The 23353-nt window shown below is 67.0% G+C and carries 23 protein-coding genes and 2 pseudogenes; 18 read left to right on the top strand and 7 right to left on the bottom strand.

Going from position 1 to position 23353, the window contains the following annotated elements; genetic code table 11:
* Position 1 precedes the first annotated feature (1 nt).
* From gspD to gspN, 10 genes are read left to right on the top strand one after another with little or no spacing between them, the layout of a single operon-like run.
* Complete coding sequence (gspD, locus tag ACIP21_RS17125) at positions 2 to 1954, top strand: type II secretion system secretin GspD (protein ID WP_400689736.1); 1953 nt, start codon at positions 2 to 4, stop codon at positions 1952 to 1954.
* Positions 1954 to 3402 (top strand): GspE/PulE family protein, encoded by a 1449-nt coding sequence (locus ACIP21_RS17120; protein ID WP_400690223.1) that lies wholly within the window; start codon positions 1954 to 1956, stop codon positions 3400 to 3402. Before gspD ends, ACIP21_RS17120 begins: the two co-directional genes overlap by 1 nt.
* A gap of 3 nt (positions 3403 to 3405) precedes the next feature.
* On the top strand, positions 3406 to 4608 hold the full coding sequence (gspF, locus tag ACIP21_RS17115; protein ID WP_400689733.1) for a type II secretion system inner membrane protein GspF: 1203 nt from the start codon (positions 3406 to 3408) through the stop codon (positions 4606 to 4608).
* Between the two features lie 18 nt (positions 4609 to 4626).
* Positions 4627 to 5061: a type II secretion system major pseudopilin GspG gene (gene gspG, locus ACIP21_RS17110; RefSeq protein ID WP_400689730.1), complete on the top strand. Its 435-nt coding sequence runs from the start codon at positions 4627 to 4629 to the stop codon at positions 5059 to 5061.
* A gap of 3 nt (positions 5062 to 5064) precedes the next feature.
* On the top strand, positions 5065 to 5502 hold the full coding sequence (gene gspH, locus ACIP21_RS17105) for a type II secretion system minor pseudopilin GspH (RefSeq protein WP_400689727.1): 438 nt from the start codon (positions 5065 to 5067) through the stop codon (positions 5500 to 5502).
* On the top strand, positions 5499 to 5867 hold the full coding sequence (locus tag ACIP21_RS17100) for a type II secretion system protein GspI (RefSeq protein ID WP_400689725.1): 369 nt from the start codon (positions 5499 to 5501) through the stop codon (positions 5865 to 5867). Before gspH ends, ACIP21_RS17100 begins: the two co-directional genes overlap by 4 nt.
* Entirely contained in the window at positions 5864 to 6454 is a 591-nt protein-coding gene (locus tag ACIP21_RS17095) for a type II secretion system protein J (RefSeq protein WP_400689722.1), read from the top strand. Before ACIP21_RS17100 ends, ACIP21_RS17095 begins: the two co-directional genes overlap by 4 nt.
* A complete protein-coding gene (locus tag ACIP21_RS17090; RefSeq protein WP_400689719.1) occupies positions 6451 to 7527 on the top strand; it encodes a GspL/Epsl periplasmic domain-containing protein in 1077 nt (358 codons plus the stop codon). The genes ACIP21_RS17095 and ACIP21_RS17090 overlap by 4 nt, the downstream gene beginning before the upstream one ends.
* The gene (gspM, locus tag ACIP21_RS17085; protein ID WP_400689716.1) at positions 7524 to 7910 is read left to right on the top strand and encodes a type II secretion system protein GspM; all 387 of its coding nucleotides are present in this window, start codon (positions 7524 to 7526) and stop codon (positions 7908 to 7910) included. The genes ACIP21_RS17090 and gspM overlap by 4 nt, the downstream gene beginning before the upstream one ends.
* A complete protein-coding gene (gene gspN, locus ACIP21_RS17080) occupies positions 7853 to 8566 on the top strand; it encodes a type II secretion system protein N (RefSeq protein WP_400689714.1) in 714 nt (237 codons plus the stop codon). Before gspM ends, gspN begins: the two co-directional genes overlap by 58 nt.
* 1187 nt (positions 8567 to 9753) lie before the next feature.
* Here the strand turns inward: gspN and ACIP21_RS17075 are convergent.
* The 4 genes and pseudogenes from ACIP21_RS17075 to ACIP21_RS17060 all read right to left on the bottom strand — a co-directional run.
* A pseudogene (locus tag ACIP21_RS17075) lies at positions 9754 to 10542 on the bottom strand (filamentous hemagglutinin N-terminal domain-containing protein); the annotation flags it as partial.
* 65 nt (positions 10543 to 10607) lie between these two features.
* Positions 10608 to 12260, bottom strand: a complete 1653-nt coding sequence (locus tag ACIP21_RS17070) for a ShlB/FhaC/HecB family hemolysin secretion/activation protein (RefSeq protein WP_400689712.1) — start codon at positions 12258 to 12260, stop codon at positions 10608 to 10610.
* A 150-nt stretch (positions 12261 to 12410) separates the two neighbouring features.
* Positions 12411 to 12830 (bottom strand): annotated as a pseudogene (locus tag ACIP21_RS17065) (murein L,D-transpeptidase family protein); the annotation flags it as partial.
* Positions 12831 to 12983: 153 nt separating this feature from the next.
* Positions 12984 to 13535 carry an NUDIX hydrolase gene (locus ACIP21_RS17060; protein WP_400689709.1) on the bottom strand — a complete coding sequence of 184 codons (552 nt, stop codon included), beginning with the start codon at positions 13533 to 13535 and terminating at the stop codon, positions 12984 to 12986.
* A gap of 127 nt (positions 13536 to 13662) precedes the next feature.
* Here ACIP21_RS17060 and ACIP21_RS17055 point away from each other — a divergent pair, with 127 nt between their 5' ends.
* From ACIP21_RS17055 to purT, 5 genes are all read left to right on the top strand, one after another.
* Positions 13663 to 14262, top strand: a complete 600-nt coding sequence (locus ACIP21_RS17055; RefSeq protein WP_400689706.1) for a CoA pyrophosphatase — start codon at positions 13663 to 13665, stop codon at positions 14260 to 14262.
* A gap of 44 nt (positions 14263 to 14306) precedes the next feature.
* On the top strand, positions 14307 to 14831 hold the full coding sequence (locus ACIP21_RS17050) for a gamma carbonic anhydrase family protein (protein WP_400689703.1): 525 nt from the start codon (positions 14307 to 14309) through the stop codon (positions 14829 to 14831).
* The gene (locus tag ACIP21_RS17045; RefSeq protein ID WP_400689700.1) at positions 14824 to 15024 is read left to right on the top strand and encodes a DUF1289 domain-containing protein; all 201 of its coding nucleotides are present in this window, start codon (positions 14824 to 14826) and stop codon (positions 15022 to 15024) included. The genes ACIP21_RS17050 and ACIP21_RS17045 overlap by 8 nt, the downstream gene beginning before the upstream one ends.
* 141 nt (positions 15025 to 15165) lie before the next feature.
* Positions 15166 to 15633, top strand: coding sequence for a VUT family protein (locus tag ACIP21_RS17040; RefSeq protein WP_400689698.1), 468 nt, complete (start codon positions 15166 to 15168; stop codon positions 15631 to 15633).
* A gap of 76 nt (positions 15634 to 15709) precedes the next feature.
* A complete protein-coding gene (purT, locus tag ACIP21_RS17035) occupies positions 15710 to 16891 on the top strand; it encodes a formate-dependent phosphoribosylglycinamide formyltransferase (RefSeq protein WP_400689695.1) in 1182 nt (393 codons plus the stop codon).
* 140 nt (positions 16892 to 17031) lie between these two features.
* Here purT and ACIP21_RS17030 read toward each other — a convergent pair whose 3' ends face one another.
* The 3 genes from ACIP21_RS17030 to ACIP21_RS17020 all read right to left on the bottom strand — a co-directional run bounded on the left by ACIP21_RS17030 (position 17032) and on the right by ACIP21_RS17020 (position 20632).
* Positions 17032 to 18333: an MFS transporter gene (locus ACIP21_RS17030; protein ID WP_400689693.1), complete on the bottom strand. Its 1302-nt coding sequence runs from the start codon at positions 18331 to 18333 to the stop codon at positions 17032 to 17034.
* A 274-nt stretch (positions 18334 to 18607) separates the two neighbouring features.
* The gene (locus ACIP21_RS17025) at positions 18608 to 19813 is read right to left on the bottom strand and encodes a transporter associated domain-containing protein (protein WP_400689690.1); all 1206 of its coding nucleotides are present in this window, start codon (positions 19811 to 19813) and stop codon (positions 18608 to 18610) included.
* Positions 19814 to 19822: 9 nt separating this feature from the next.
* Complete coding sequence (locus ACIP21_RS17020; protein WP_400689687.1) at positions 19823 to 20632, bottom strand: inner membrane protein YpjD; 810 nt, start codon at positions 20630 to 20632, stop codon at positions 19823 to 19825.
* 313 nt (positions 20633 to 20945) lie between these two features.
* Here ACIP21_RS17020 and ffh point away from each other — a divergent pair, with 313 nt between their 5' ends.
* The 3 genes from ffh to rimM all read left to right on the top strand — a co-directional run bounded on the left by ffh (position 20946) and on the right by rimM (position 23352).
* A complete protein-coding gene (ffh, locus tag ACIP21_RS17015) occupies positions 20946 to 22322 on the top strand; it encodes a signal recognition particle protein (protein WP_012270758.1) in 1377 nt (458 codons plus the stop codon).
* Positions 22323 to 22558: 236 nt separating this feature from the next.
* Positions 22559 to 22810, top strand: coding sequence for a 30S ribosomal protein S16 (gene rpsP, locus ACIP21_RS17010; RefSeq protein WP_003252142.1), 252 nt, complete (start codon positions 22559 to 22561; stop codon positions 22808 to 22810).
* A 5-nt stretch (positions 22811 to 22815) separates the two neighbouring features.
* A complete protein-coding gene (gene rimM / locus ACIP21_RS17005) occupies positions 22816 to 23352 on the top strand; it encodes a ribosome maturation factor RimM (protein WP_400689684.1) in 537 nt (178 codons plus the stop codon).
* Position 23353: the final 1 nt, after the last annotated feature.

Below are 23353 nucleotides of genomic sequence, written 5' to 3'. Positions count from 1 at the left end.
GATGCCTGTCAGATACCTCGCGGCTGCCGCCCTGTGCCTGGTGTTGTCCACGGCCTGGGCGCAAGAGCCGGAAACCTTCGACGACAACGGCACGCCGCTGTACGAGGTGAATTTCGTCGACACCGAGCTGGGCGAGTTCATCGACAGCGTGTCGCGCATCACCGGCACCACCTTCATCGTCGACCCCCGGGTCAGCGGCAAGGTCACCGTGCGCACCGTCGACCGGCATGACGCCGATGCGATCTACGACATCTTTCTCGCCCAGCTGCGTGCCCAGGGCTATGCCGCCGTGGACTTGCCCAACGGCAGCGTGAAGATCGTCCCCGACCAGGCCGCGCGCCTTGAACCGGTGCCGGTCGAGTCTGCCGGCAAGAAGCACGACAGCAGCGACGGCATGGCCACCCGGGTGTTCAATGTGCGCAATGCCGCCAGCGAGCAGATGCTCGGCATCCTCAAACCCTTGATCGACCCGCGGGTCGGCGTGATCACCCCGTACCCGGCGGCCAACCTGCTGGTGGTCACCGACTGGCGCAGCAACCTGGAGCGCATCGACAGCCTGTTGCGCCAGCTCGACCAGGTCAGCGACGAGCCGTTGCAGGTGATGCCGCTGCGCCACGCCAGTGCGGCCGACACCGCCCAGTTGCTGAGCAAGCTGCTGGGCCGCGAGCAGGGCGCCGACGCCACCCAGGTGGTGGCCGACCCGCGCAGCAATGCCTTGCTGGTGCGTGGCAGCACCGACCGGGTGCGGGCGCTGCTGGGCCAGCTCGACCGCCCCAGCGACAATTCGCGCAGCAGCAATACCCAGGTCATGTACCTGCGCCATGCCAACGCCGCCGAGGTGGTCAAGGTGCTGCGCGGCCTCAGCCAGGAAGGCGCGGTGCCCACCGGCGGTGGCGGCGAGGGCGAGGGCAAGGACAAGCCGGTGATGGCCGCCGCCAGCGATTCCGGCATCCGCCTGGAATACGAGGAGGGCACCAATGCCGTGGTCATGGTCGGCCCCGACAGCGAGCTGGCCGCCTACCGCTCCATCGTCGAACAGCTGGACATCCGCCGCGCCCAGGTGGTGGTCGAGGCGATCATCGCCGAGGTATCCGACAGCCGCGCCCAGGAGCTGGGCGTGCAGTGGCTGTTCGCCGACGAGAAGTTCGGCGCCGGCATCGTCAATTTCGGCAGCAACGGGGTGAACATCGCCAATATCGCCGGCGCCGCCGCCAGTGGCGACAACCAAGCCCTCGGCGACCTGCTGTCGGCCACCACCGGCGCCACGGCCGGCATCGGCCATTTCGGCGGCGGTTTCAACTTCGCCATGCTGGTCAACGCGCTCAAGGGCAAGAGCGGCTTCAACCTGCTGTCCACGCCGACCCTGCTGACCCTGGACAACGCCGAGGCGTCGATCCTGGTCGGCCAGGAAGTGCCGTTCGTCACAGGCTCGGTCACCCAGAACAACGCCAACCCCTACCAGACCATCGAGCGCAAGGAAGTCGGGGTCAAGCTGCGCATCAAGCCGCAGATCAACATCGACAACAGCGTGCGCCTGGACATCGTCCAGGAAGTCTCGTCGATCGCCGATTCCAGCGCCGCCAGCGACGTGATCACCAACAAGCGCGAGATCAAGACCAAGGTCATGGTCGAGGACAACGGCCTGGTGATCCTCGGCGGCCTGATCAGCGACGAGCTGAGCACCAGCGACCAGCGCGTGCCGTTGCTCGGCGACATTCCCGTGCTCGGCCGGCTGTTCCGCTCCGACGCCAGCAAGAACACCAAGCAGAACCTGATGGTGTTCATCCGCCCGCGCATCCTGCGTGATGGGCCGAGCCTGGCGGGCCTGAGCGAGGACAAGTACCGTACGTTGCAGCAGACCACGCCGCTCGAACTGCCCGACCTGGCCGAAGGCGGCGCGTTGCTGCAAGCGTTCCCGTCCAGCCGCGCGCGCCTCGAAGGTGGTAACTGGTGATGCTGCCTTATCGCCTGGCGCGCCAGACCGGCCTGGCCATGGCACCTGCCGAGCAGGGCTGGCAGCTGTGGTTGCGCGACGATGCCGACAGCGTCCAGTTGCAGGAACTGCTGCGTGTGCACGGCCGCCCCGCATCGCTGCAGTACCTCGAGCCCGGCGCTTTCGACGAGCGCCTCGGCCAGCTCTACCAGGCCGGCGGCGCCGCCACCGAAGCGCTGATCGAAGGCATCGGCGAGCAGGTCGACCTGGCCAGCCTGATGAGCGAAATGCCGCGCATCGAAGACTTGCTGGAAAGCGACGACGAAGCCCCGGTGATCCGCCTGATCAACGGCCTGTTCGGCCAGGCCCTGCGCCTGCGTGCCTCGGACATCCACATCGAGACCTTCGAGCAGAGCCTGGTGGTGCGCCTGCGGGTCGATGGCCACCTGCGCGAAGTGCTGCGCCCGCCGCGGGCGCTGTCGGCGATGCTGGTGTCGCGGATCAAGGTCATGGCGCGCCTGGACATCGCCGAAAAGCGCCAGCCCCAGGATGGCCGCATCACCTTGCGCGCGGCGGGGCGCGAAGTGGACGTGCGGGTCTCGACCTTGCCTGGCATCCACGGCGAGCGGGTGGTGATGCGTGTGCTCGACAAGCAGGCCAGCCTGCTGGCGCTGGCCAACCTCGGCATGCCCGGCCCCGCCCTGCAAGGTCTGCGCAATTGCCTGGCACGGCCCAACGGCATCGTACTGGCCACCGGCCCGACCGGCTCGGGCAAGACCACCACGCTGTATGCCAGCCTCAACAGCCTCAATGATGGCAGCCGCAACATCCTCACCGTCGAGGACCCGGTCGAATACGCCATCGCCGGCATCGGCCAGACCGCCATCAACCCACGTGCCGGGTTGACCTTCGCCACCGGCCTGCGCGCCATCCTGCGCCAGGACCCGGACGTGATCATGCTCGGCGAGATCCGCGACCAGGAGACCGCGCAGATCGCCGTGCAGGCCAGCCTCACCGGCCACCTGGTGCTGTCGACCCTGCACACCAACAGTGCGGTGGGCGCGGTGACCCGCCTGCGCGACATGGGCATCGAACCGTTCCTGATCGCCTCGTGCCTGCGCGGTGTGCTGGCCCAGCGCCTGGTGCGCCGGCTGTGCAGCTGCGCGCTGGCCCAGCCGCTGCAAGCGGCCGAGCGAGCCCTGTGGCCGGAGCTCGCGGCGCTGGGCAGCAGCTACCACGCGGTGGGCTGCGAGCAGTGCCAGGGCAGCGGCTATGTCGGGCGCCTGGGCCTGTACGAATTCATCGAGCTGGACGCCGGCCTGATCGGCCTGCTCTACGACGGCGCCAGCGAACGGGCCATGGACGATTACCTGGCCGGGCGCCGGCAGAGCCTGGTGGCGATGGCCAGCGACTGCCTGGCGCGCGGCGAAACCAGCCTGGCCGAAGTGCTGCGCGTGGTACAGGGCTGACCGATGCCGACCTTTCGCTACCAGGCCGTCGACCTCGCCGGCAAGCGCCACAAGGCCAGCCTGCAGGCCGACAGCGAACGCCATGCGCGCCAGCTGTTGCGCGAGCAGGGCCTGTTCCCGCGCCAGTTGCAGCGGGTCGAGGCGAGCAGCCGGCAACCGCGTCGCCAGCGGCTGAGCCGTGCCCAGTTGTGCGAGCTGACCCGTCAGTTGGCGACCCTGACCGCTGCCGGCATCCCCCTGGTCGATGCCCTGGCCACCCTCGAACGGCAACTGCGCGAACCGGCCCTGCACGGGGTGCTGGTGGCCCTGCGCGGCTCGCTCGCCGAAGGCCTGGGCCTGGCCCGCAGCCTGGCGCGCCAGGGTGCGCCTTTCACCGGCCTGTACTGCGCGTTGGTCGAGGCCGGCGAGCGCTCCGGGCGCCTGGCCCAGGTGCTGACCCGCCTGGCCGATCACCTGGAGCAGGTGCAGCGCCAGCAGCACAAGGCGCGCACCGCGCTGATCTACCCCTGCGTGCTGATGGGCGTGTCGCTGGCGGTGGTGGTCGGCCTGATGACCTTCGTCGTGCCCAAGCTCACCGAGCAGTTCGCCCATGCCGGGCAGAGCCTGCCCTTGATCACTTCGCTGCTGATCGGCATCAGCCAGGGCCTGGTGCACGCCGGCCCCTGGTTGCTGGCGCTGGCGGTCGCCCTTGGCGTGCTCGCGGGCTGGCTGCTGCGCCAGCCCCATTGGTGCCTGCGTCGCGACGAACTGCTGCTGCGCCTGCCGCGCATCGGCGTGTTGCTGCAGGTGCTGGAAAGCGCCCGCCTGGCGCGCAGCCTGGCAATCCTCAGCGGCAGTGGCGTGGCCCTGCTCGAAGCGCTGCAGGTGGCCACCGAAACCGTCGGCAACCGGCGCATCCGCCTGGCCATGGAGCAGGTCCGCCAGCAGGTGCAGGGTGGCACCAGCCTGCACCGCGCGCTGGACGCAAGCCAGCAGTTCCCGCCACTGCTGGTGAACATGGTCGGCAGCGGCGAGGCCAGCGGCACCCTGGCCGACATGCTCGAACGGGTGGCCGACGACCAGGAGCGCGGCTTTGCCCGCCAGGTCGACACCGCCATGGCGCTTTTCGAACCCCTGATGATCCTGGTGATGGGCGCCGTGGTGCTGTTCATCGTGCTGGCGGTGCTGCTGCCGATCATGCAACTCAACCAGGGCCTGCAACTGTAGATGACAAGGAGTATCCCCATGCAGCATCGACGCAACCGCCAGCGCGGCTTCACCCTCATGGAAATCATGGTGGTGATCTTCATCATCGGCCTGCTGATCGCCGTGGTCGCCCCCAGCGTGCTGGGCAACCAGGACAAGGCCATGAAGCAGAAAGTGATGGCCGACCTGGCCACCCTGGAACAGGCGCTGGACATGTACCGCCTGGACAACCTGCGCTTCCCCAGCAACGAGCAGGGCCTGGCCGCGCTGGTGAAGAAGCCGGCCCAGGAGCCGCTGCCGCGGGCCTGGCGCAGCGACGGCTACGTGCGCCGCCTGCCGCAAGACCCGTGGGGCACGCCGTACCAGTACCGCATGCCGGGCGAGCATGGCCGGGTCGACGTGTATTCGCTGGGCGCCGATGGCGTGCCCGGCGGCGAAGGCCAGGATGCCGACCTGGGCAACTGGGCGCTGTGAGCCATGCGCGGCCAGGCAGGCTTCAGCCTGCTCGAACTGCTGGTGGTGCTGGCGATCGCCGGGCTGATGAGCGGGCTGGCGGTAGCCTGGCTGGACAGCGGCAAGGCCAGCGTCGACCAGGCGTTGCAGCGCCTGGCCGTGGAAACCCGCAGCCAGGCCGCCCTGGCCCGGCATGCCGGGCAGTTGCGCGGGTTGCGCTGGAACGGCCAGCGGCCGGAGTTCGTGCGCCGTGACGGCGAAGGTTGGCTGGTCGAGCCGGTGGCCCTGGGCGAGTGGCCCAAGGGCCTGCGACCGGACTGGCCGACCAGCACCCGGCCGCACCTGCTGTTCACGCCCCACGGCTGGGCACAACCCGGCAGCGTGCATTGGCGTTGGGCCGATGGCAGCCAGCGCTGGGACTGGGGGCGTGACGGCCAGCTGCATGTGGCCAACGCCCCATGAGGCGTCGGCAGCAAGGCTTCACCCTGCTGGAGGTGACCGTGGCCCTGGCGATTGCCGCCGTGCTGGCGGTGATCACCAGCCAGGTCCTGCGCCAACGGCTGGCGGTGCAGGCCAGTGTGCAGCAGCACCGCCTGGGCGTGCTGTGCGCGCGCGAGTTGCAGGCGCGTTTTGCCGTCGAGCAGTACTGGCCGGCGAGCAACCAGGCCGAGGGCGTGCTCAGCCAGGGCGGACAGGCCTGTCACTGGCAGCTGCAACTGCGCCGCACCGGTGTGCGCGAGCTGCGCCGCGGCGAGTTGCTGTTGTTCGCCGACCGCGACCAGCGCTTGCCGCTGGGCCAGTACACGCTTTTTCTGGAGCGCCCATGAAGCGGCGCCAGGCAGGGCTGACGCTGATCGAACTGATGGTGGCCATGGCGCTGACCGCGCTGCTCGGGGTCATGCTCGCCGCCCTGGTCAACGGCTGGCTCAAGGTGCGCGAGCGGCTCCAGGCGCCGACCCAGGAGACCCGCGTGCTGGAGTTCTGCCTGGCGCTTGAACGGCGTTTCGACAGCCCGGTGCTGCGGCGCATTCACGAACAGCGGCTGCCCCTGGCCAGCCGCTGGCTCGACTGGCAGCCCGACCGCCAGCAATTGCTCTGGGTGGCGGCCGCAGCCCTGCCCGAGGCCGAGGGCGGCTCGCGCCTGCAACGCCAGCGCCTGCGCTTCGACGCCCGCGAACAGCGCCTGCTGCTGGAAAGCTCGGCCGACCTGTATGCCGCTGGCGCACCACGCTGGGTGCTGCGCGAGCAACTGACCGGTGTCAGCAGCCTCGACATCCTTTACCACCAGGGTGGCCGCTGGCTGCCCTGGCCCTCCGATCAACCCGCGCACCCCGGCCGTGGCGTGCGCCTGCAACTGCAGCGTGATGGAGCACCCTATGTCTGCACGTTCATGCTCCCGTGGGGGCGCTCATGAAGCCTGACTGGCGACGACGTGCCCGGCCCCGGCCCTGGCTGTTGCTGCGCCCCGGTGAAATCTGGGAGTGGCTGCTGGTCGAACAGGGCCAGCCGAGGCGTGAAGGGCGGGGCGAGCCACCGGCGAACGTCCAGGCGCGGGTGGCGTTGATCGTGCCCGGTGAGGCCTGCAGCCAGTTCCAGCTGCCGGCCCCGCCCGGGCTCAAGCGCGAAGAGTGGCCATTGCTGCTCGAGGACCGTCTGCTGCAGAACCCGGACGAGGTCCTGTGCGCCTGCCTTTCGCGTCAGGCCGGGCAGCTGCGGCTGTTGGCGGTGACGCGGGCGCTTGTCGAGGGCTGGCGTGGGCAACTGGCGCAATGGGGGCTGACGGCAGAACGTTGCTGGGCCGAGTTTCAGTTGTTGCCGACGCCGGAGCCGGGCACTGCCTGGGCATGGCAGCGTTCGCCCGGCCTCTCGCTGCACCAGGGGCTTGGCGAGGATGGCCAGGCCCATTGGCTGGCATGGCCGGATGGCTTGGGCGAGTTGCCACGGCAACCGTGGGCAGGGTTGCGCAAGGTGCTCCACGCGGGGGCCTGGCCGCCAGCGTTGACACCCCTCGACGGCCTGCCGAGCCTGTTCGAACGCCCTCGCCAGGTACGTGCGCTGCCCGCCCCGTCACGCCAGCAGCAACGCCTGATCGCAGCCTGCCTGGTGCTGGCCACCGCGTGGGGTGGGTTGTGGTTGAGCCAGCAATGGCGCCAGCTACAGACCTGGCGCGCGCAGGTGTTGGCGCTGACCGGCGAGCAGCCCAGCCCACGGCACGCAGCCCAGGTGCTCAAGCGCCTGCGCGAAGGCGCGTTGCAGCAGCAGTTGCGCGAGCGGCAGCTGGACGACCTGCAGGCACGCCTGCAGGCCTGGTTGCGCGAACACCCAGGCTGGCGCCTGCAAGCGGTGCGCTTCGACGGTCAGCGCTGGCACTTGCGCCTGGAAGGTGAGGGCAGCGCGCCGCCGTGGAGCGAGATGGCCAGCGCCGTCGGGGCCACCGTGCAGGGGCAAGGCGGGCAGGTGGTGTTCGACCTGGGAGCAGCGACATGAACCGCGACTGGATACAGCGTCAGCGGATGCCGCTGGCGGGCTGCCTGATCGGCCTGCTGCTGGCGCTGCTGGGCGTGCGTGAGGGCCTGGCGCAATGGCGCGCGCTCAGCCAGTGGCAAGGCCTGGCCATGCAGGCAGCGACGCTTCAGCGCGGCACGCCGATGAGCCTGGAGCGCCTGCGCCAGTCGGCACAGGCACGGCGTATCGAGCTGGCCGAGGTCGAGGCGCAAGGCAGCAGCTGGCAACTGCGCGGCCAGGTGGCGGATGAGCGGGTGCTGCAGGGCTGGTTACAGAGCTTGCGGGTGGAGGGCGCGCAAGCCGAGCAATGGGGGTTGGAACAGGATGCCAAAGGCCTGCGTTTCGAGCTGGTGGTGCGGCCATGAGCCGTCACGGGCTGCTGTGGTATGCCCTGGTGTTCATCCTGACCTTGCTGGTGGAACTGCCGGCTGCCTGGGTCGCGCGCGCTGCCGGCCTGCCGCTGCACGATGTCAGCGGCAGCCTGTGGCAAGGCCAGGCCCGGCAACTGGGGCCGGTCGGGCCGCTGAGTTGGCGGGTGCAGCCGTGGCCTCTGCGCTTCGATGGCCGGCTTGGCTTTCAGGGCCAGGGTTGGCAGGTACACGCCCAGGGCTGGCCGTGGCGCTGGCAGGTCGAGGCGGCGGCGCTGGGCCAGCAGGTCACGGTGGCGACAGGCTATCGCCTGAGCGGGCAATGGCAGGGGACGTTGCGGCTGCAAGGCGCAGGTCGCCAGTGCCAGGCCAGCGACGGGCGCGTCACGGTCACGGGCCTGGCCTTGAGTGAACCCTGGGCGCTGGGGTTGGGCCAGGGGTGGGTGGAAGTGGCGTGCCGGGATGGCTGGCGCTTGCACGCGCAGTTGCTGCAGCCGTGGCAACATGAAGCGAAGCTGGAGGCCGATCTGCTGGCGCGGCGGGCCTCGGTGACGCTCGAGGTAAAGCCCGATGCCGAGGTCACGGCGTTGCTGCGTGGTGCGCAGTGGCTTGGCCCCCAGGCATTGTCTGGGCAGAAGGAGGTCAAGTGGTAAGTGCTGGTATCAGGCACACCCTGGTCTGTGCTTGCATCGCTGTCGAGGCGCGGGGCGTGGTCATGGGGCCGGCGGTACAGGGTAGGGGCCAGGTTGCCCGGGCCAGCGGTGCTGCCGGGTTTGATCCCAGCCTTCGCTTTTGACATTCCGCCAACCTGGGCGCGCGTGCGAAGTGGGTTTTCTGGACGCTCGTGATGTTCAAGGGGCATGCCTTCACCTTCGTGGGCTGCCGCCATGGGCATCTTGGGCGAGGCCGGTACCAGGGGCACGATCGCCCGCGCCAGGTCTCGCGTTTCCAGGCTGATATCCAGGTTGTCACGCCATTCGCTGCGCTGTTCGTCCCATTCGTGGAGGTTCAGCGCGGCGCGGTTGTCGATGCCGGCCACGTTCAGGGTGAGCTTTTCGCCCGCGCCAAGCCGCGTGGCCTCGGTGATCAGCCGTTCAGCGCTCAGTTGCAGGTTGCCGCTGGCCAGCAGGGTGCTGCGTTGCACCTGGCTGTGGTACTCGGTCGCCACCCGGGCCTGATGCTTGCCATGCGACCGGGTGCCACTGATGCGGGTGCTGTCGACGGACGACTGCTGATCGTTGCGCGCGGCGCCAAGGTGGATCTGCCGGGCCTGCAGCTCGATATCGCCAGCGCTTGCCTGGACGCGGGCCCCCCTGAGGTGCAGGTTGGCCGCGCTCTTCAGGCTTACCGATGGTGCTGCGAGTTCGCTGGCGACCGCCGTGGTGGTCAGGTGCTCACGGGCGCGAATGACAATGTGGTAGTTCACGTCGGCAGGTGACGGAGGAGGGGCGGGCTTTTCGGACCAGTGAAACTTGCCATAGCGGCGTAGCTCCTTGCTGTGCCGGCTGTCGATACCGGCAACGATGTCGAGGTCGGCACCGCTGTCGAGCGTCAGTGTGTGACCGGCGCTCAGCCTGGCGGCCACCAGGCGCATGTTGTCGGCGGACTGCAGCAACAGGTGATCGCTGGCCTGCAAGTGCGTGCCCAGTTGCTGGCGCCAGGTGCTGGTGCGTTGACGATCACGGGTCTCGTAGGTGGTGGCGTCTGTCTGCTGGCTCCAGCTGTCAAGGTCGTGCCCGATGTGCTCGCGGCTTGCGCTGTCGAGCGTGAGAGTGTTGCCGGCCCTGACTTCGATCCATTTGGCCTGGGCGTCGACAGCATTCAAGGCCAGGTCGCCGGTAACGCGAATGTCGATGCCGTTTTCGGCAATGACCTGCGTCGGCCCCATGCGCACGCCGCTGCCTTCGGCGCTGCTGAGCAGGCGGATATGCCCGGCACGCATGGCTCCGAGCAGTTTGGCGTCGATTGCCGCCGGCGTGCCCGGCAGGTGCTCGATGACCTGGCCGTCGTCCGCGGCGATGCGGTTGCGCCCGACGCGGATGGCGAGGTCGTGCGCAGCGGTCAGGGGCCCGCTGCTGGACAGCTGCGGTGCAATCAGCTCGAGTGCGCCTTCGGCATTGCGTTGGCCGCCTTCAAGCACCTGCAGGCTGCCGCTGGCATGCAAGGTGTTGAAGTGGTGCAAGCGCTCGTCCTGCAACTGCGGTGTACCGACCACGAACCCGGCACGTGTGGTGTTGATGAAGCTGCCGCCGTTGAGGGTGATGCCGTTGGGGTTGGCGAGGATGTAGTCGGCGCGTTGGCCGAAGATTTCCTGCGGGCCTTCGATCAGCGAGGGGTTATCGCTCACCACCTCGTTGAGAATGGTCGAGGCCGCCTGACCCTGGAACTGCGGGTTGGCTGGCAGTGCTCCGGCCAGTTGCGACTGGCCGCCCTGCACGGCGTTGTTCAGCACGACCCCGTGGCTGGAGACGTTGTAGTCGAGAAAGCGGTTGTGCGACAGACCGTGGGTATCGGGCGCGACGATATCGATCACAGGTACCCCTTGCTGGTGGTGAATGCCAGGCCCGCCGGCGCCGGCGAGGCCTTCCTGGGCTTGGCTGGCGCCCGCGCCGAGCAAGGCCAGGAACATGGCCCGGCGCACGGTGCCGAGACCGGGAGCGGTGCAGGGTGAGGGCATGTTCAGGTTCGTCGTCGTCAGAAGTTCGCCGCCCACTCCATGACCCAGAACCCGCTTTCCAGGTGTGGGCTGTCGCTGGCGTACAGCGCGCGCTGGTAGTCAAGGCGCACGCGGTTGTGCGCCACGTTCACTTCCACCCCGGCCGCAGCGCCTGCCAGGCGCTGCGCCGGCTGCCCCTGGGCGGGCCTGACCCAACCGAGGTCAAGGCCCATGTACGGGCGTATCTGCACGGGGCCGCCCGTTGCCAGTGCCTGGCTGACGGTATTGCGCCAGGCCCCGGCGCTGGCGCCGCTGTAGTTGCCTTGGCGAAAGCCGCGAACGTTCGAATCGTCGCTCAGCAGCAGTTGCTCGACGGCAGGCAGCACGTCGCTGCTGTATTGCAGCGCCAGTTCGCTCTGCCAACGCCATGGCCATTGCGTCGCCCCCTGGCGCAGATGGAGCAGGCTGGCGCGGTACTTTCGAAAGTCCGTGCGCGGGGCGGCGCCGTGTTGCCCTGGCCGGTCGGCACCCAGCCAGCCGGTGCCCTGGACGATGCCGAGGTTGGCGTGCCACAGGCCAGCGCCCAGCCATGACAGCTCGATGCCGGCTTCCAGGGTGGTGAGCGTGGGGCTTTGCAACGGGATCACGGCCTTGCCGATGCGGTTGACCAGTTGCTTGCGGTCGAGCCGGGTGCTGGCGCTGAGCATGCCGCGCTGGCCGCGCCAGAGCACCCGCTCGACGCTAGCGCCCTGATGGCGACTGCTGCCGCTGCTGCGCTGCGGGCTCCGTTGCAGCGGGGCCTCATAGCTTAGCTGGCTGGCGCTGAGGGCGAAGGTCCAGGGGCCATAGGGCATGCGGTAATAGACAGAAAGCCCCTGGCTGCGACCGGGAGCGTCGAGGACGCTGGACATCAGGGCCAGGCGCAGGTCGTCGTTCAGGCCCAGCGGGCTGTCCAGGCCGGCCAGAAGGTGGCCGCGATGGCGGCCGGTCAGGACGTTGCCGCGGTTGTCGAAGCGGCTTTCCAGGTGCCAGCGCGGGGCGAACTGGCGTGCTTGCAGTACCACCCGGGTGGCGCCTTGCCGCTCGCCCGGCAGCAGGTCGGCGCTCAGTTGGTAGGCACGCAGGCGATTGAGCTGGTCGAGCCCCTGTTCGAGGTCGGGCAGATACAAGGGCTGGCCGACCAGGCCGGGAAATGCCGTTTGCAGCGACAGCGGCAGATCGGCGTCGAGTTCGATCGACTCGACGAAGCCTTCGACGATGACGATGTCCAGCGTCGCACCCGCCTGTGGCTGACGTTGCAGGTAGGGGCGGCTGGTGGGGTAGCCGGTCTGCACATAGTGTCCGGTGATGGCCTTGAGCAACTGGTTGATCTCGATGACGCCCATGCAGGGCTGCAGGTGCGCACGTACGGTCGGCGCCAGGGCTTGCGTCGACAGGCGCTGGTTGCCGGCCAGGCGGATGCCGGTCACTTGCCAGCAAGGGCGGTTGACGGCTGCCTGGGCGTGGGGGAGGTCGTCCTGGGGTCGTGCGCGGCCGTGTTGCCAGCGCTCCAGGCGCAGTTGCTGTTCCATCTGTCGCAGGGTTTGCTGCTGGTCGCGCAGTTGCTGGCTGGCCGGGTCGTTGGCCAGGGCCAGTGAGGTGGCCAGGCAACCCGCTACGCAGCAGGCGAGGAAACGGAATCGCGACGGCATGGCAGGGCCCGGCAAATGGCGCACATGGCGTGTGCGCGATGGCGGGGATGCTAGAAAATCAGGCCGTCGTCTGGATGCAGTCGGTCCGCTACAGGTGCTGTAGGGGATAGGTTCAAATCAGGTATGAAAGGTCCAGTCGCCTGGCGGACCTCAAGGGCGGATCTCGATCAGCGTACCGTCGCGCACCAGCTCCCAGACCTCGCGCATGTCGGCGTTGCGCATGGCGATGCAGCCGTCGGTCCAGTCCAGGGTATGGAAGTACCACTCGGGGTAGTTTTCGTCGATCGGCGTGCCGTGGATCATGATCATGCTGCCGGCGCTCACGCCTTCACGGGTGGCGCGGGCGGCATCCCTGACGTTCGGGTAGTTGATGTGCATGGCCAGGTTGAAGCGCTCGCTCTCCTTGCGCCAGTCCAGCCAGTACAGGCCTTCGGGGGTCTTCTTGTCGCCTTCGCGCTCCTTGGCGCCCTTGGGCTGCTTGCCCAGGGAGATGCGGTAGGTCTTCAGCGGTTCGCCGCGGCTGATCAGTTGCAGTCGGCGTTCGGACTTGATCACCAGCACCTTGTCGATCAGCGGCTGCATGGCTGCCTGGGAGGGCGACTGCACCTGCGCGGCCGGCTGGGGCTTGCGGATGATGACTTCGGTGAAGGCCGCCTGGGACACCGAGGTAACGCAAAGGCAGAAAAGGGCGAACAACCAGCGCATGAAGCGGTACCTGCAAACTTAGGGGGTGGGCGATACGTTCATCGGCGGCAGGTATTCATGGCCTATGGGATAGTGCTGCCTGATGCGGTCGCGATAGTAGCATTCTAGTGTGCGTGTGACGGTGCGAAAAGCCAGCTCGCCCCATGGGATTTCGTGTTCCTCGAACAGGCGAACCTCCAGGCTTTCGATGCCGACGGCAAAGCCCAGGTCGGCGAGTTCGGCGCGGAAGAACACATGCACCTGGCTGATGTGCGGCAGGTCGAACAGCTGGTACAGGGCCATGTCGCCGACCCGGGCGCAGGCTTCCTCGACGGTTTCGCGACGGGCGGCCTGGTCGAGGGTCTCGCCGTTCTCCATGAACCCGGCGGGCAGGGTCCAGAAGCCGCGGCGCGGCTCGATGGCGCGGCGGCACAGCAGCACCTGGCTGCCCCAGGTGGGCAGCACCCCGGCGACGATGTTGGGGTTCTGGTAATGGATGGTCTGGCACTGGTCGCAGACGTACCGCAGGCGGCTGTCGCCGTCGGGGATCCGCTGAATGACTGGTTGGCCGCACGCGCTGCAGAATTTCATGCTTTTCTTCCTGGTAGACCGGGGTATCTTGACGCCCCCGGCGGGGCCGCCGCAAGCGGACGGGGCTTGGGTGCCGCCGCGCTTTTGGTGCATGATGCAGGGCAGGCTTTGGAAACGAGAGTGCGCAATGCTGGACGAGCTACTTCGCCGTATGAGCAACCACCAACCCGCTTCACTGGAAACCGATCGCCGGTTCCCCGAGGCGGCGGTACTTTTGCCCATCACCCGCAGCGAAGCGCCCGAGCTGGTCTTGACCCTGCGTGCCCAGGGGCTGTCGACCCACGGCGGCGAAGTCGCTTTCCCGGGGGGACGACGCGACCCGGAAGACCCGGACCTGGTGTTCACCGCGCTGCGCGAAGCCGAGGAAGAGATCGGCCTGCCGCCCGGCCTGGTCGAGGTGGTCGGCCCGCTCAGCCCGCTGATTTCCCTGCATGGCCTGAAAGTGACCCCGTTCGTCGGCTTGATCCCGGATTTCGTCGAATACCGCGCCAATGACGCTGAAATCGCGGCAGTCTTCAGCGTGCCGCTGGAATTCTTCCGTCAGGACCCACGCGACCATACCCACCGTATCGATTACCAGGGCCGCAGCTGGTACGTGCCCAGCTATCGCTATGGCGAATACAAGATCTGGGGGCTGTCGGCGATCATGATCGTCGAGCTGGTCAACCTGCTGTACGACGCCGGCATCAGCCTGCATCACCCCCCCGAGCGCTACATCGAGAACTGAGCGGGGCCCACCCTGCCGTCTGCGTGAACCCCTGAGGAGCGAACATGAAATACCGTCTGGGCGACCACCGGGTCGACTGCCATCCCACCAGCTGGGCTGCGCCCACTGCCACGCTGATCGGCAAGGTGCGCCTGCAGGCCCGGGCCAGCGTGTGGTTCGGCGCGGTGCTGCGCGGCGACAACGAGCTGATCGACATCGGCGAGGACAGCAACGTCCAGGACGGCAGCGTGATGCATACCGACATGGGCTCGCCGCTGACCCTGGGCAAGGGTGTGACCATTGGTCACAACGCCATGCTGCATGGCTGCACGGTGGGCGACTACAGCCTGGTCGGCATCAACGCGGTGATCCTCAACGGCGCGCGCATCGGCAAGCACTGCATCATCGGCGCCAACGCGCTGATCCCGGAAGGCAAGGAAATCCCCGACGGCTCGCTGGTGATGGGCTCGCCGGGCAAGGTGGTGCGCGAACTGACCGAGCAGCAGAAGCGCATGCTCGAAGCCAGCGCTGCGCATTACGTGCATAATGCCCAGCGTTATGCGCGTGAACTGGTGATAGACGATGAGTGAAGTCAAAGAGCGCCCGGTGGCCTCGCCGTGCGTGAGCATCTGCGCGCTGGACGAGCAGGATATCTGCACCGGCTGCCAGCGCACCGTGGCCGAGATCGGCCGCTGGGGGCGGATGGACAATACCGAGCGCCGCGCGGTGCTCAAGCTGTGCCATGAACGCGCGGTGGCTGCAGGGTTGATCATCGGGGCGTGATTTTGCGCCAGCTTCTTCGCGGGTAAACCCGCTCCCACAGGATTTCCATTTCCCTAAGGTCGGTGCAGTACCTGTGGGAGCGGGTTTACCCGCGAAGAAGCCAGCGGTAATCTGTGGGGCTTGCCCAAAGACAACCTGCCCATGTTCTATCTACTTGCCTACATCAGCAGCGTAGTGCTGATCAACTACGCCTTTTCCAGCGCCCCGCACCTGGACATCATCTGGTCCTGCTGGGGCGGCCTGGTGTTCATCCTGCGCGACATGGTGCAGACCCGCTTCGGCCATGGTGCGCTGCTGGCCATGCTGCTGGCCCTGGTGCTGTCGTACGTCACTTCCGAGCCAGCCATCGCCTTGGCCAGCGCCACCGCCTTCTTCATCTCCGAGCTGATCGACTGGCTGGTGTTCAGCATCACCCGCCGGCCGTTGCGCGACCGCCTGTGGCTGAGCTCGGCGCTGAGCATCCCGGTGGACACCTTCATCTTCTTCGGCATGATCGGCGCCCTCACCCCGGCAGTGATAGGCACCGCCATGGCCTCCAAGTTCGCCGGTGTCACCGCGGTGTGGCTGGCCATGGCATTTCGCGCACGGCGGGCCGCTGTGGCTGGTTGATGGTGTAGAATAGCGGTCCTTTTTCAGCGGGCTGCGCCAAGCCTGGCGCGGCCCCGGACGCCTTCGAGGACCTGAAATGACCCGTATCGGAACCCCTTTGTCGCCTACCGCGACCCGTGTACTGCTCTGTGGCTGTGGCGAGCTGGGCAAGGAAGTGGTGATCGAGCTGCAGCGCCTGGGCGTCGAAGTGATTGCCGTGGACCGCTACGCCAATGCCCCGGCGATGCAGGTGGCGCACCGCAGCCACGTGGTCAACATGCTCGACGGCGTTGCCCTGCGGGCCATCATCGAAGCGGAAAAGCCGCACTACATCGTCCCCGAGATCGAAGCCATCGCCACCGCCACCCTGGTGGAGCTGGAAAATGAAGGCTTCAACGTGGTGCCGACCGCCCGTGCCACCCAACTGACCATGAACCGCGAGGGTATCCGCCGCCTGGCCGCCGAAGAGCTGGAGCTGCCTACTTCCCCGTACCACTTCGCTGACACTTACGAAGATTTCGCCAAGGGCGTGGCCGATGTCGGCTACCCCTGCGTGGTCAAGCCGGTCATGAGTTCGTCGGGCAAAGGCCAGAGCCTGCTGCGCAGCGATGCCGACCTGCAGAAGGCGTGGGACTATGCCCAGGAAGGCGGCCGCGCGGGCAAGGGCCGGGTGATTGTCGAGGGCTTCATCGACTTCGAGTACGAAATCACCCTGCTGACCGTGCGCCATGTTGGCGGCACCACCTTCCTCGAACCCGTTGGCCACCGTCAGGAGAAGGGCGACTACCAGGAATCCTGGCAGCCCCAGGCCATGAGCGCGAAGGCCCTGGCCGAATCGCAGCGAGTCGCCAAGGCCGTCACCGACGCACTGGGCGGGCGTGGCCTGTTCGGCGTGGAACTGTTCGTCAAGGGCGACCAGGTGTGGTTCAGCGAAGTGTCGCCGCGCCCGCACGACACCGGCCTGGTGACCCTGATTTCGCAGGACCTGTCGCAGTTCGCCCTGCACGCCCGCGCCATTCTCGGCCTGCCGATTCCGGTGGTGCGCCAGTTCGGCCCGTCGGCTTCGGCGGTGATCCTGCCGGAGGGCCAGTCGCAGCAAACCAGCTTCGCCAACTTGGGCGCAGCCTTGAGCGAGCCGGATACCGCCGTTCGCCTGTTCGGCAAGCCGGAAATCAACGGCACCCGCCGCATGGGCGTGTGCCTGGCGCGTGACGAGTCGGTCGAAGCGGCGCGGGCCAAGGCGACCCGTGCTTCGCAGGCGGTCAAGGTCGAGTTCTGATCCGAGACCGTGGGGGCCGCTTTGCGGCCCTTTCGCGACACAAGGCCGCTCCTACAGGCGACCGCATAAGCCGAGGCTGGTGCGATCTCCTGTAGGAGCGGCCTTGTGTCGCGAAAGGGCTGCAAAGCAGCCCCAATGAATCAAAGCTCGGTATTCCGGGTTTCTTTAAGGCACAGCACGGCAATCAGGCTGAGCACAGCCGCCGCCGACACATAACCCCCCACCCAGCTCAAGCCACCCATGCTCACCAGCTTCTGGGCAAAGAACGGTGCCGCCGAGGCGCCGACGATGCCGCCCAGGTTGTACGCCGCCGAAGCGCCGGTGTAGCGCACGTGGGTCGGGAACAGCTCAGGCAGCAATGCCCCCATCGGCGCGAAGGTCACGCCCATCAGGAACAGCTCGATGGCCAGGAACAGCGCCACGCCCGTGGTCGAGCCCGAGGTCAGCAAAGGCTCCATGGTAAAGCCCGATGCCACCGCCAGCAGGCCGCCGACGATCAGCACCGGCTTGCGCCCGTAGCGGTCGCTGAGCCAGGCCGACAGCGGGGTGGCCAGGGCCATGAAGACCACGGCGAAGCACAGCAGGCCGAGGAAGGTCTCGCGGCTGTAACCCAGGGTGGTCACGCCATAGCTCAGCGAAAATACCGTCGAGATGTAGAACAGCGCATAGCACACCACCATCGCGGCGGCGCCCAGCAAGGTCGGCATCCAGTACCTGGCGAACAGGTCGACCACCGGCATCTTCACCCGCTCGTGGCGAGCCACGGCCTTGGCGAACACCGGGCTTTCTTCCAGCTTCAGGCGCACATACAGGCCGACCATCACCAGCGCGGCGCTGAGCAGGAACGGAATGCGCCAGCCCCAGGCACGGAACTGCTCGTCGCTGAGCAGCAACGCCAGGGTCAGGAACAGGCCGTTGGCGGCAAGGAAGCCGATCGACGGGCCCAATTGCGGGAACATGCCGAACCAGGCGCGTTTGCCTTCCGGGGCGTTCTCGGTGGCCAGCAACGCCGCGCCACCCCATTCACCGCCCAGGCCCAGGCCCTGGCCGAAGCGCAGCAGGCAGAGCAGGATCGGCGCCCACACGCCGATGCTGTCATAACCTGGCAACACGCCGATCAGCGTGGTCGACACGCCCATCAGCAGCAGCGAGGCGACCAGGGTCGACTTGCGCCCGATGCGGTCGCCGAAGTGGCCGAACAGGGCCGAGCCCAGTGGGCGGGCGAGAAAGGCAATGCCGAAGGTGATGAACGCCGCGAGCATCTGCGCGGTGCCCGAACCGGATGGGAAGAACACCGGCCCGATCACCAGGGCGGCGGCCGTGGCGTAGACGTAGAAATCGTAGAACTCGATGGCGGTGCCGATGAAGCTGGCGGTGGCCACCCGGGCAGGCGAGTTGACCGGCGCGGCAGGCGCTTCGCTGAAGGTGCTGCTGGTTGTCATTAAGTAGGTCCCTAACAGTCGGATCCGCTCCATGGGCTTGCCCGCGACGGTGTGCGCTTCGATAGAGGCAGGCACGGGTGCGCGGACGCCGGAGCGTTTTGTTGTTGTGTGCGCCCGACTGACGATAGCCCAAGGGGGGTAGGGGCGAAGCGGGCTCTGTTCGGGGTGCTGAAGCAGGACCGCGGGGCGTGTCAGTGGAGCGGACTGGCCGTGTGGCGCCGGGTGCGGGTAGCAGGCGGGACGGCGGGGCTGGGTAAGCGTGACCCGAGTATAGCTATCGGGTCACGGTCCACACCAGTACCTTGCTGGCGCAATTGTCCTCGGTTTCGAGGATTTCCAGGCGGTAGCGGCCGATTTTCACGCAGACGGCGCTCTCGGGGATGCTTTCCAGTGCTTCGGTGACCAGCCCGTTGAGGGTTTTCGGCCCGCCGTCGCAGGGCAGGTGCCAGCCCAGGGTACGATTGATCTCGCGCAGCGAGGCGGTGCCTTCGATGACGAAGGTGCCGTCGGGCTGCGGGTGCACATGGGGGTTGTCCAGGCTCTGTTCGTCTTCGAACTCGCCGACGATCTCCTCGAGGATGTCCTCCAGGGTGACGATGCCCAGCACCTCGCCGTACTCGTCCACCACCACGCCCATCCGCCGCTGCTGCTTGTGGAAGTTCAACAGCTGCAGTTGCAGGGGCGTGCTTTCCGGGACGAAATAGGGCTCGTAGCAGGCGCCCTGGAGCTGCTCCAGGCTCAGCTCGGCCTTGGGCAGCAGGTGGCTGATCAGCTTGGTGTTGAGGATCGCTTCGACCTGGTTGATGTCGCTGTGGTACACCGGCAGGCGGGTATGGCGGCTGACGATCAGCTGTTCGATGATGCGCTCGATGGGGTCGTCGAGGTTGATGCCGTCGACTTCGTTGCGCGGTACCAGGATGTCGTTGACGGTGATCCTGTCCAGCGACTGCAGGCCGTCCAGCAGGCCGTGGCGGGGCGCCTCGAGCTCGTCGTCATCGATGAAGTCGTCATCTTGCTGCGGGTGCAGGGCCACGGCCTTGGGCTGCAGGCGAAACGGCCGCAGGATCAGCCTGGCGATGCCATCGAACACGCAGGCCAGCGGCTGCAGCAGGGCCAGGGGGAACGGGCGCAGGCTCAGGCCGAGGCTGACGCAGGCCTGCGGGTTGCGCCGGGCCAGGCGCCGCGGCAGGTATTCGGCGAACACCAGCAGGGCCGCCATTGCGCCCAGGCCGGCCAGCCAGAAACCATGTTCGCCGCTCTGGCGCTGGCCCACCAGGCAGGCCAGGCCGAGCACCAGCAGCTTGCCGAGGCTGGCGCACAGCACCAGGGCCTGGGCCGGCAGCACTGGCTGGCCGTCGTCGCCGTTGCGCAGCGAGCCGTTGAGCTGCAGGCGGGCGGCGTCCACCGCGGTGAACAGGGCCGACCACAGCAGGGCCAGTGCGAGGATGCCGAGTAGCGGGGCGTACGGCAGGTTGTCCATGGTCAGCCGTCAGATGTGCAGGATGAATTCGCGAACCAGCTTGCTGCCGAAGTAGGCCAGCATCAGCAGGCAGAAACCGGCCAGGGTCCAGCGGATCGCCTTGTGCCCGCGCCAGCCCAGGCGCGTGCGGCCCCACAGCAGCACGCTGAACACCACCCAGGCCACGCAGGCCAGCAGCGTCTTGTGCGCCAGGTGCTGGGCGAACAGGTTCTCGAGGAACAGCCAGCCGGAAACCAGCGACAGCGAGAGCAGCACCCAGCCGGCCCAGAGGAAACCGAACAGCAGGCTTTCCATGGTCTGCAGCGGCGGGAAGTTGCGGATCAACCCGGACGGGTGCTTGTTCTTCAGCTGGCGGTCCTGCAACAGCAGCAGCAGCGACTGGAACACGGCGATGGTGAACAGGCCGTAGGCGAGGATCGACAGCAGGATGTGCGCGAGGATGCCCGGCTCTTCGTTGATCAGCGGCACCGTGCCCGGTGGCGCGAACTGGGCCAGCAGCGCGGTGACCGCGCCCAGCGGGAACAGCAGCCCGAGGAGGTTTTCCACCGGGATGCTCAGGCAGGCCAGCAGGGTCAGGGCGATGACCGCCACGGCGATCAGGCTGGCGGCGCTGAAGAAGTCCAGGCTCAGGCCCAGCGGGGTGATCAGCTGGAAGAACAGCGCGCCGCCCTGGGCGATGACGGCGATCGCGCCGAGCAGGCCGAGCAGGCGCTTGTCGGCCTTGCGGCCCTGGGCCAGGAAGGTGCCCTGGTAGATGGCCGCTGCCATATAAAGGACGGCGGCGATCAGGTTGGGGATGAGGCTGGGTGAGGAGACCATAAGTCCTGGGTGCAGAGCCTTAAAGAGACGGAGTTTGGCATAGATCCCGTTGCTCTAGGAAGACTGCGGGACCGCGTCGCGGCATTCGCGGGTAAACCCGCTCCCACAGGGTCATCAACACCTTCAGAGCCTGTGCAGCACCTGTGGGAGCGGGTTTGCCCGCGAAGAGGCCGGTGCAGGCACCGAATGTCTCCCAAGGTGTGCGCCGCCGCCGCACTTCGCTATAATCGCCGCCTTGCTGTGCCCGGCGGGTGTGCATTTCCCTGCGGGCGCCTGACAAACCTCGGCTTTTACTGGGCCTGAAAGGATCACCATGTTCGAAAACCTGACCGACCGCCTGTCACAGACGCTGCGCCATGTCACCGGCAAGGCCAAGCTGACCGAAGACAACATCAAGGACACGCTGCGCGAAGTGCGCATGGCCCTGCTCGAGGCCGACGTCGCCCTGCCGGTGGTCAAGGATTTCGTCAACAGCGTCAAGGAACGTGCGGTCGGCACCGAAGTGTCGCGCAGCCTGACCCCGGGCCAGGCGTTCGTGAAGATCGTCCAGGCCGAGCTGGAAAGCCTGATGGGCGCGGCCAACGAAGACCTCGCGCTGAACGCCGCGCCGCCTGCCGTGGTGCTGATGGCCGGCCTGCAGGGCGCCGGCAAGACCACCACCGCCGGCAAGCTGGCGCGCTTCCTCAAGGAGCGCAAGAAGAAGAGCGTGATGGTGGTGTCGGCCGACGTCTACCGCCCGGCGGCGATCAAGCAGCTGGAAACCCTGGCCAACGACATCGGCGTGACCTTCTTCCCGTCCGACATCAGCCAGAAGCCGGTGGCCATCGCCGAAGCGGCGATCCGCGAAGCCAAGCTCAAGTTCATCGACGTGGTCATCGTCGACACCGCCGGCCGCCTGCACATCGACGCCGACATGATGGACGAGATCAAGGCCCTGCACGCCGCGGTCAAGCCGATCGAAACCCTGTTCGTGGTCGACGCCATGACCGGCCAGGACGCCGCCAACACCGCCAAGGCCTTCGGCGAAGCCCTGCCGCTGACGGGCGTGGTGCTGACCAAGGTCGACGGTGACGCCCGTGGCGGCGCCGCGCTGTCGGTGCGCGCGATCACCGGCAAGCCGATCAAGTTCATCGGCATGGGCGAGAAGACCGAAGCCCTCGAGCCGTTCCACCCGGACCGCGTGGCCTCGCGCATCCTCGGCATGGGCGACGTGCTCAGCCTGATCGAGCAGGCCGAGCAGACCATCGACAAGGCCAAGGCCGACAAGCTGGCCAAGAAGCTGAAGAAGGGCAAGGGCTTCGACCTCGAAGACTTCCGCGACCAGCTGCAGCAGATGAAGAACATGGGCGGCCTGGGCGGCCTGATGGACAAGCTGCCGAGCATCGGCGGGGTCAACCTGTCGCAGATGGGCAATGCCCAGGGCGCGGCCGAGAAGCAGTTCAAGCAGATGGAAGCGATCATCAACTCGATGACCCCGGCCGAGCGTCGCGACCCTGACCTGATCAGCGGTTCGCGCAAGCGCCGCATCGCCCTCGGGTCCGGCACCCAGGTGCAGGACATCGGCCGGCTGATCAAGCAGCACAAGCAGATGCAGAAGATGATGAAGAAGTTTTCCGCCAAGGGCGGCATGGCCAAGATGATGCGCGGCCTGGGCGGGATGCTGCCTGGCGGCGGCATGCCGAAGCTGTAATCCCCTATTTTGGGCGCCTGCCTTCTGGTAGGGGAGGTGCCCGGAACCCCGCTTCGGCGGGATAACGGCCACGAAATTCGTGGCTCAACCGGCAGATCTGGACGGTAGGGCAAGGCCTTGCCGAAAAAGGCATTTGCAAATGTCCGTGTATTCCCCGAGAATATGCGGCCTTTTGGGCACCCGTGTGCCTATTTGGCATTCAGATTTGCAGCACCGACTATAGGAACAATGTTCACATGGTAACCATTCGTCTTGCCCGTGGCGGCTCGAAAAAGCGCCCATTCTACCACCTGACCGTGACCAACTCGCGTAACGCCCGTGACGGCCGTTTCGTTGAGCGCGTAGGTTTCTTCAACCCGATCGCTGCTGGCGCCGAAGTCAAGCTGTCGGTCAACCAAGAGCGCGTCACCTACTGGCTGAGCCAGGGTGCACAGCCGTCTGAGCGCGTTGCTCAGCTGCTGAAGGAAGCGGCCAAGGCTGCTGCCTGAGCAATATGAACGCGACGCCAGAAAAGGCTGACGACCTCATCGTCGTTGGCAAGATTTTTTCGGTTCACGGCGTTCGCGGCGAGGTGAAGGTGTATTCCTTTACCGATCCGATTGAAAACCTGTTGGATTATCCACGCTGGACGCTTCGGCACGAAGGCACGGTAAAGCAGGTCGAGCTGGTCAACGGTCGTGGCTCCCAGAAGGGCCTGGTCGTGAAACTGAAAGGCCTCGACGATCGCGATGAAGCCCGTCTTCTGAGCGGTTACGAAATCTGCATCTCGCGGAGCCTTTTGCCCAACCTGGCGGCTGACGAGTACTACTGGTACCAGTTGGAAGGCCTGAAGGTCATCAACCAGGACGAACAGCTGTTCGGCAAGGTCGATCACCTGTTGGAGACCGGTGCGAACGATGTAATGGTGGTCAAGCCCTGCGCAGGCAGCCTGGATGATCGCGAGCGTCTGTTGCCCTACACGGCGCAATGCGTGCTCGATATCGACCTGGAAGCAGGCGTGATGCGGGTTGAATGGGACGCGGACTTCTAGA

This window comes from Pseudomonas sp. NPDC089401, assembly GCF_044749485.1.
GTDB lineage: Bacteria > Pseudomonadota > Gammaproteobacteria > Pseudomonadales > Pseudomonadaceae > Aquipseudomonas.
The sequence above is the reverse complement of the archived record's forward strand: the minus strand, read 5'-3'. Positions and strand labels throughout refer to the sequence as shown.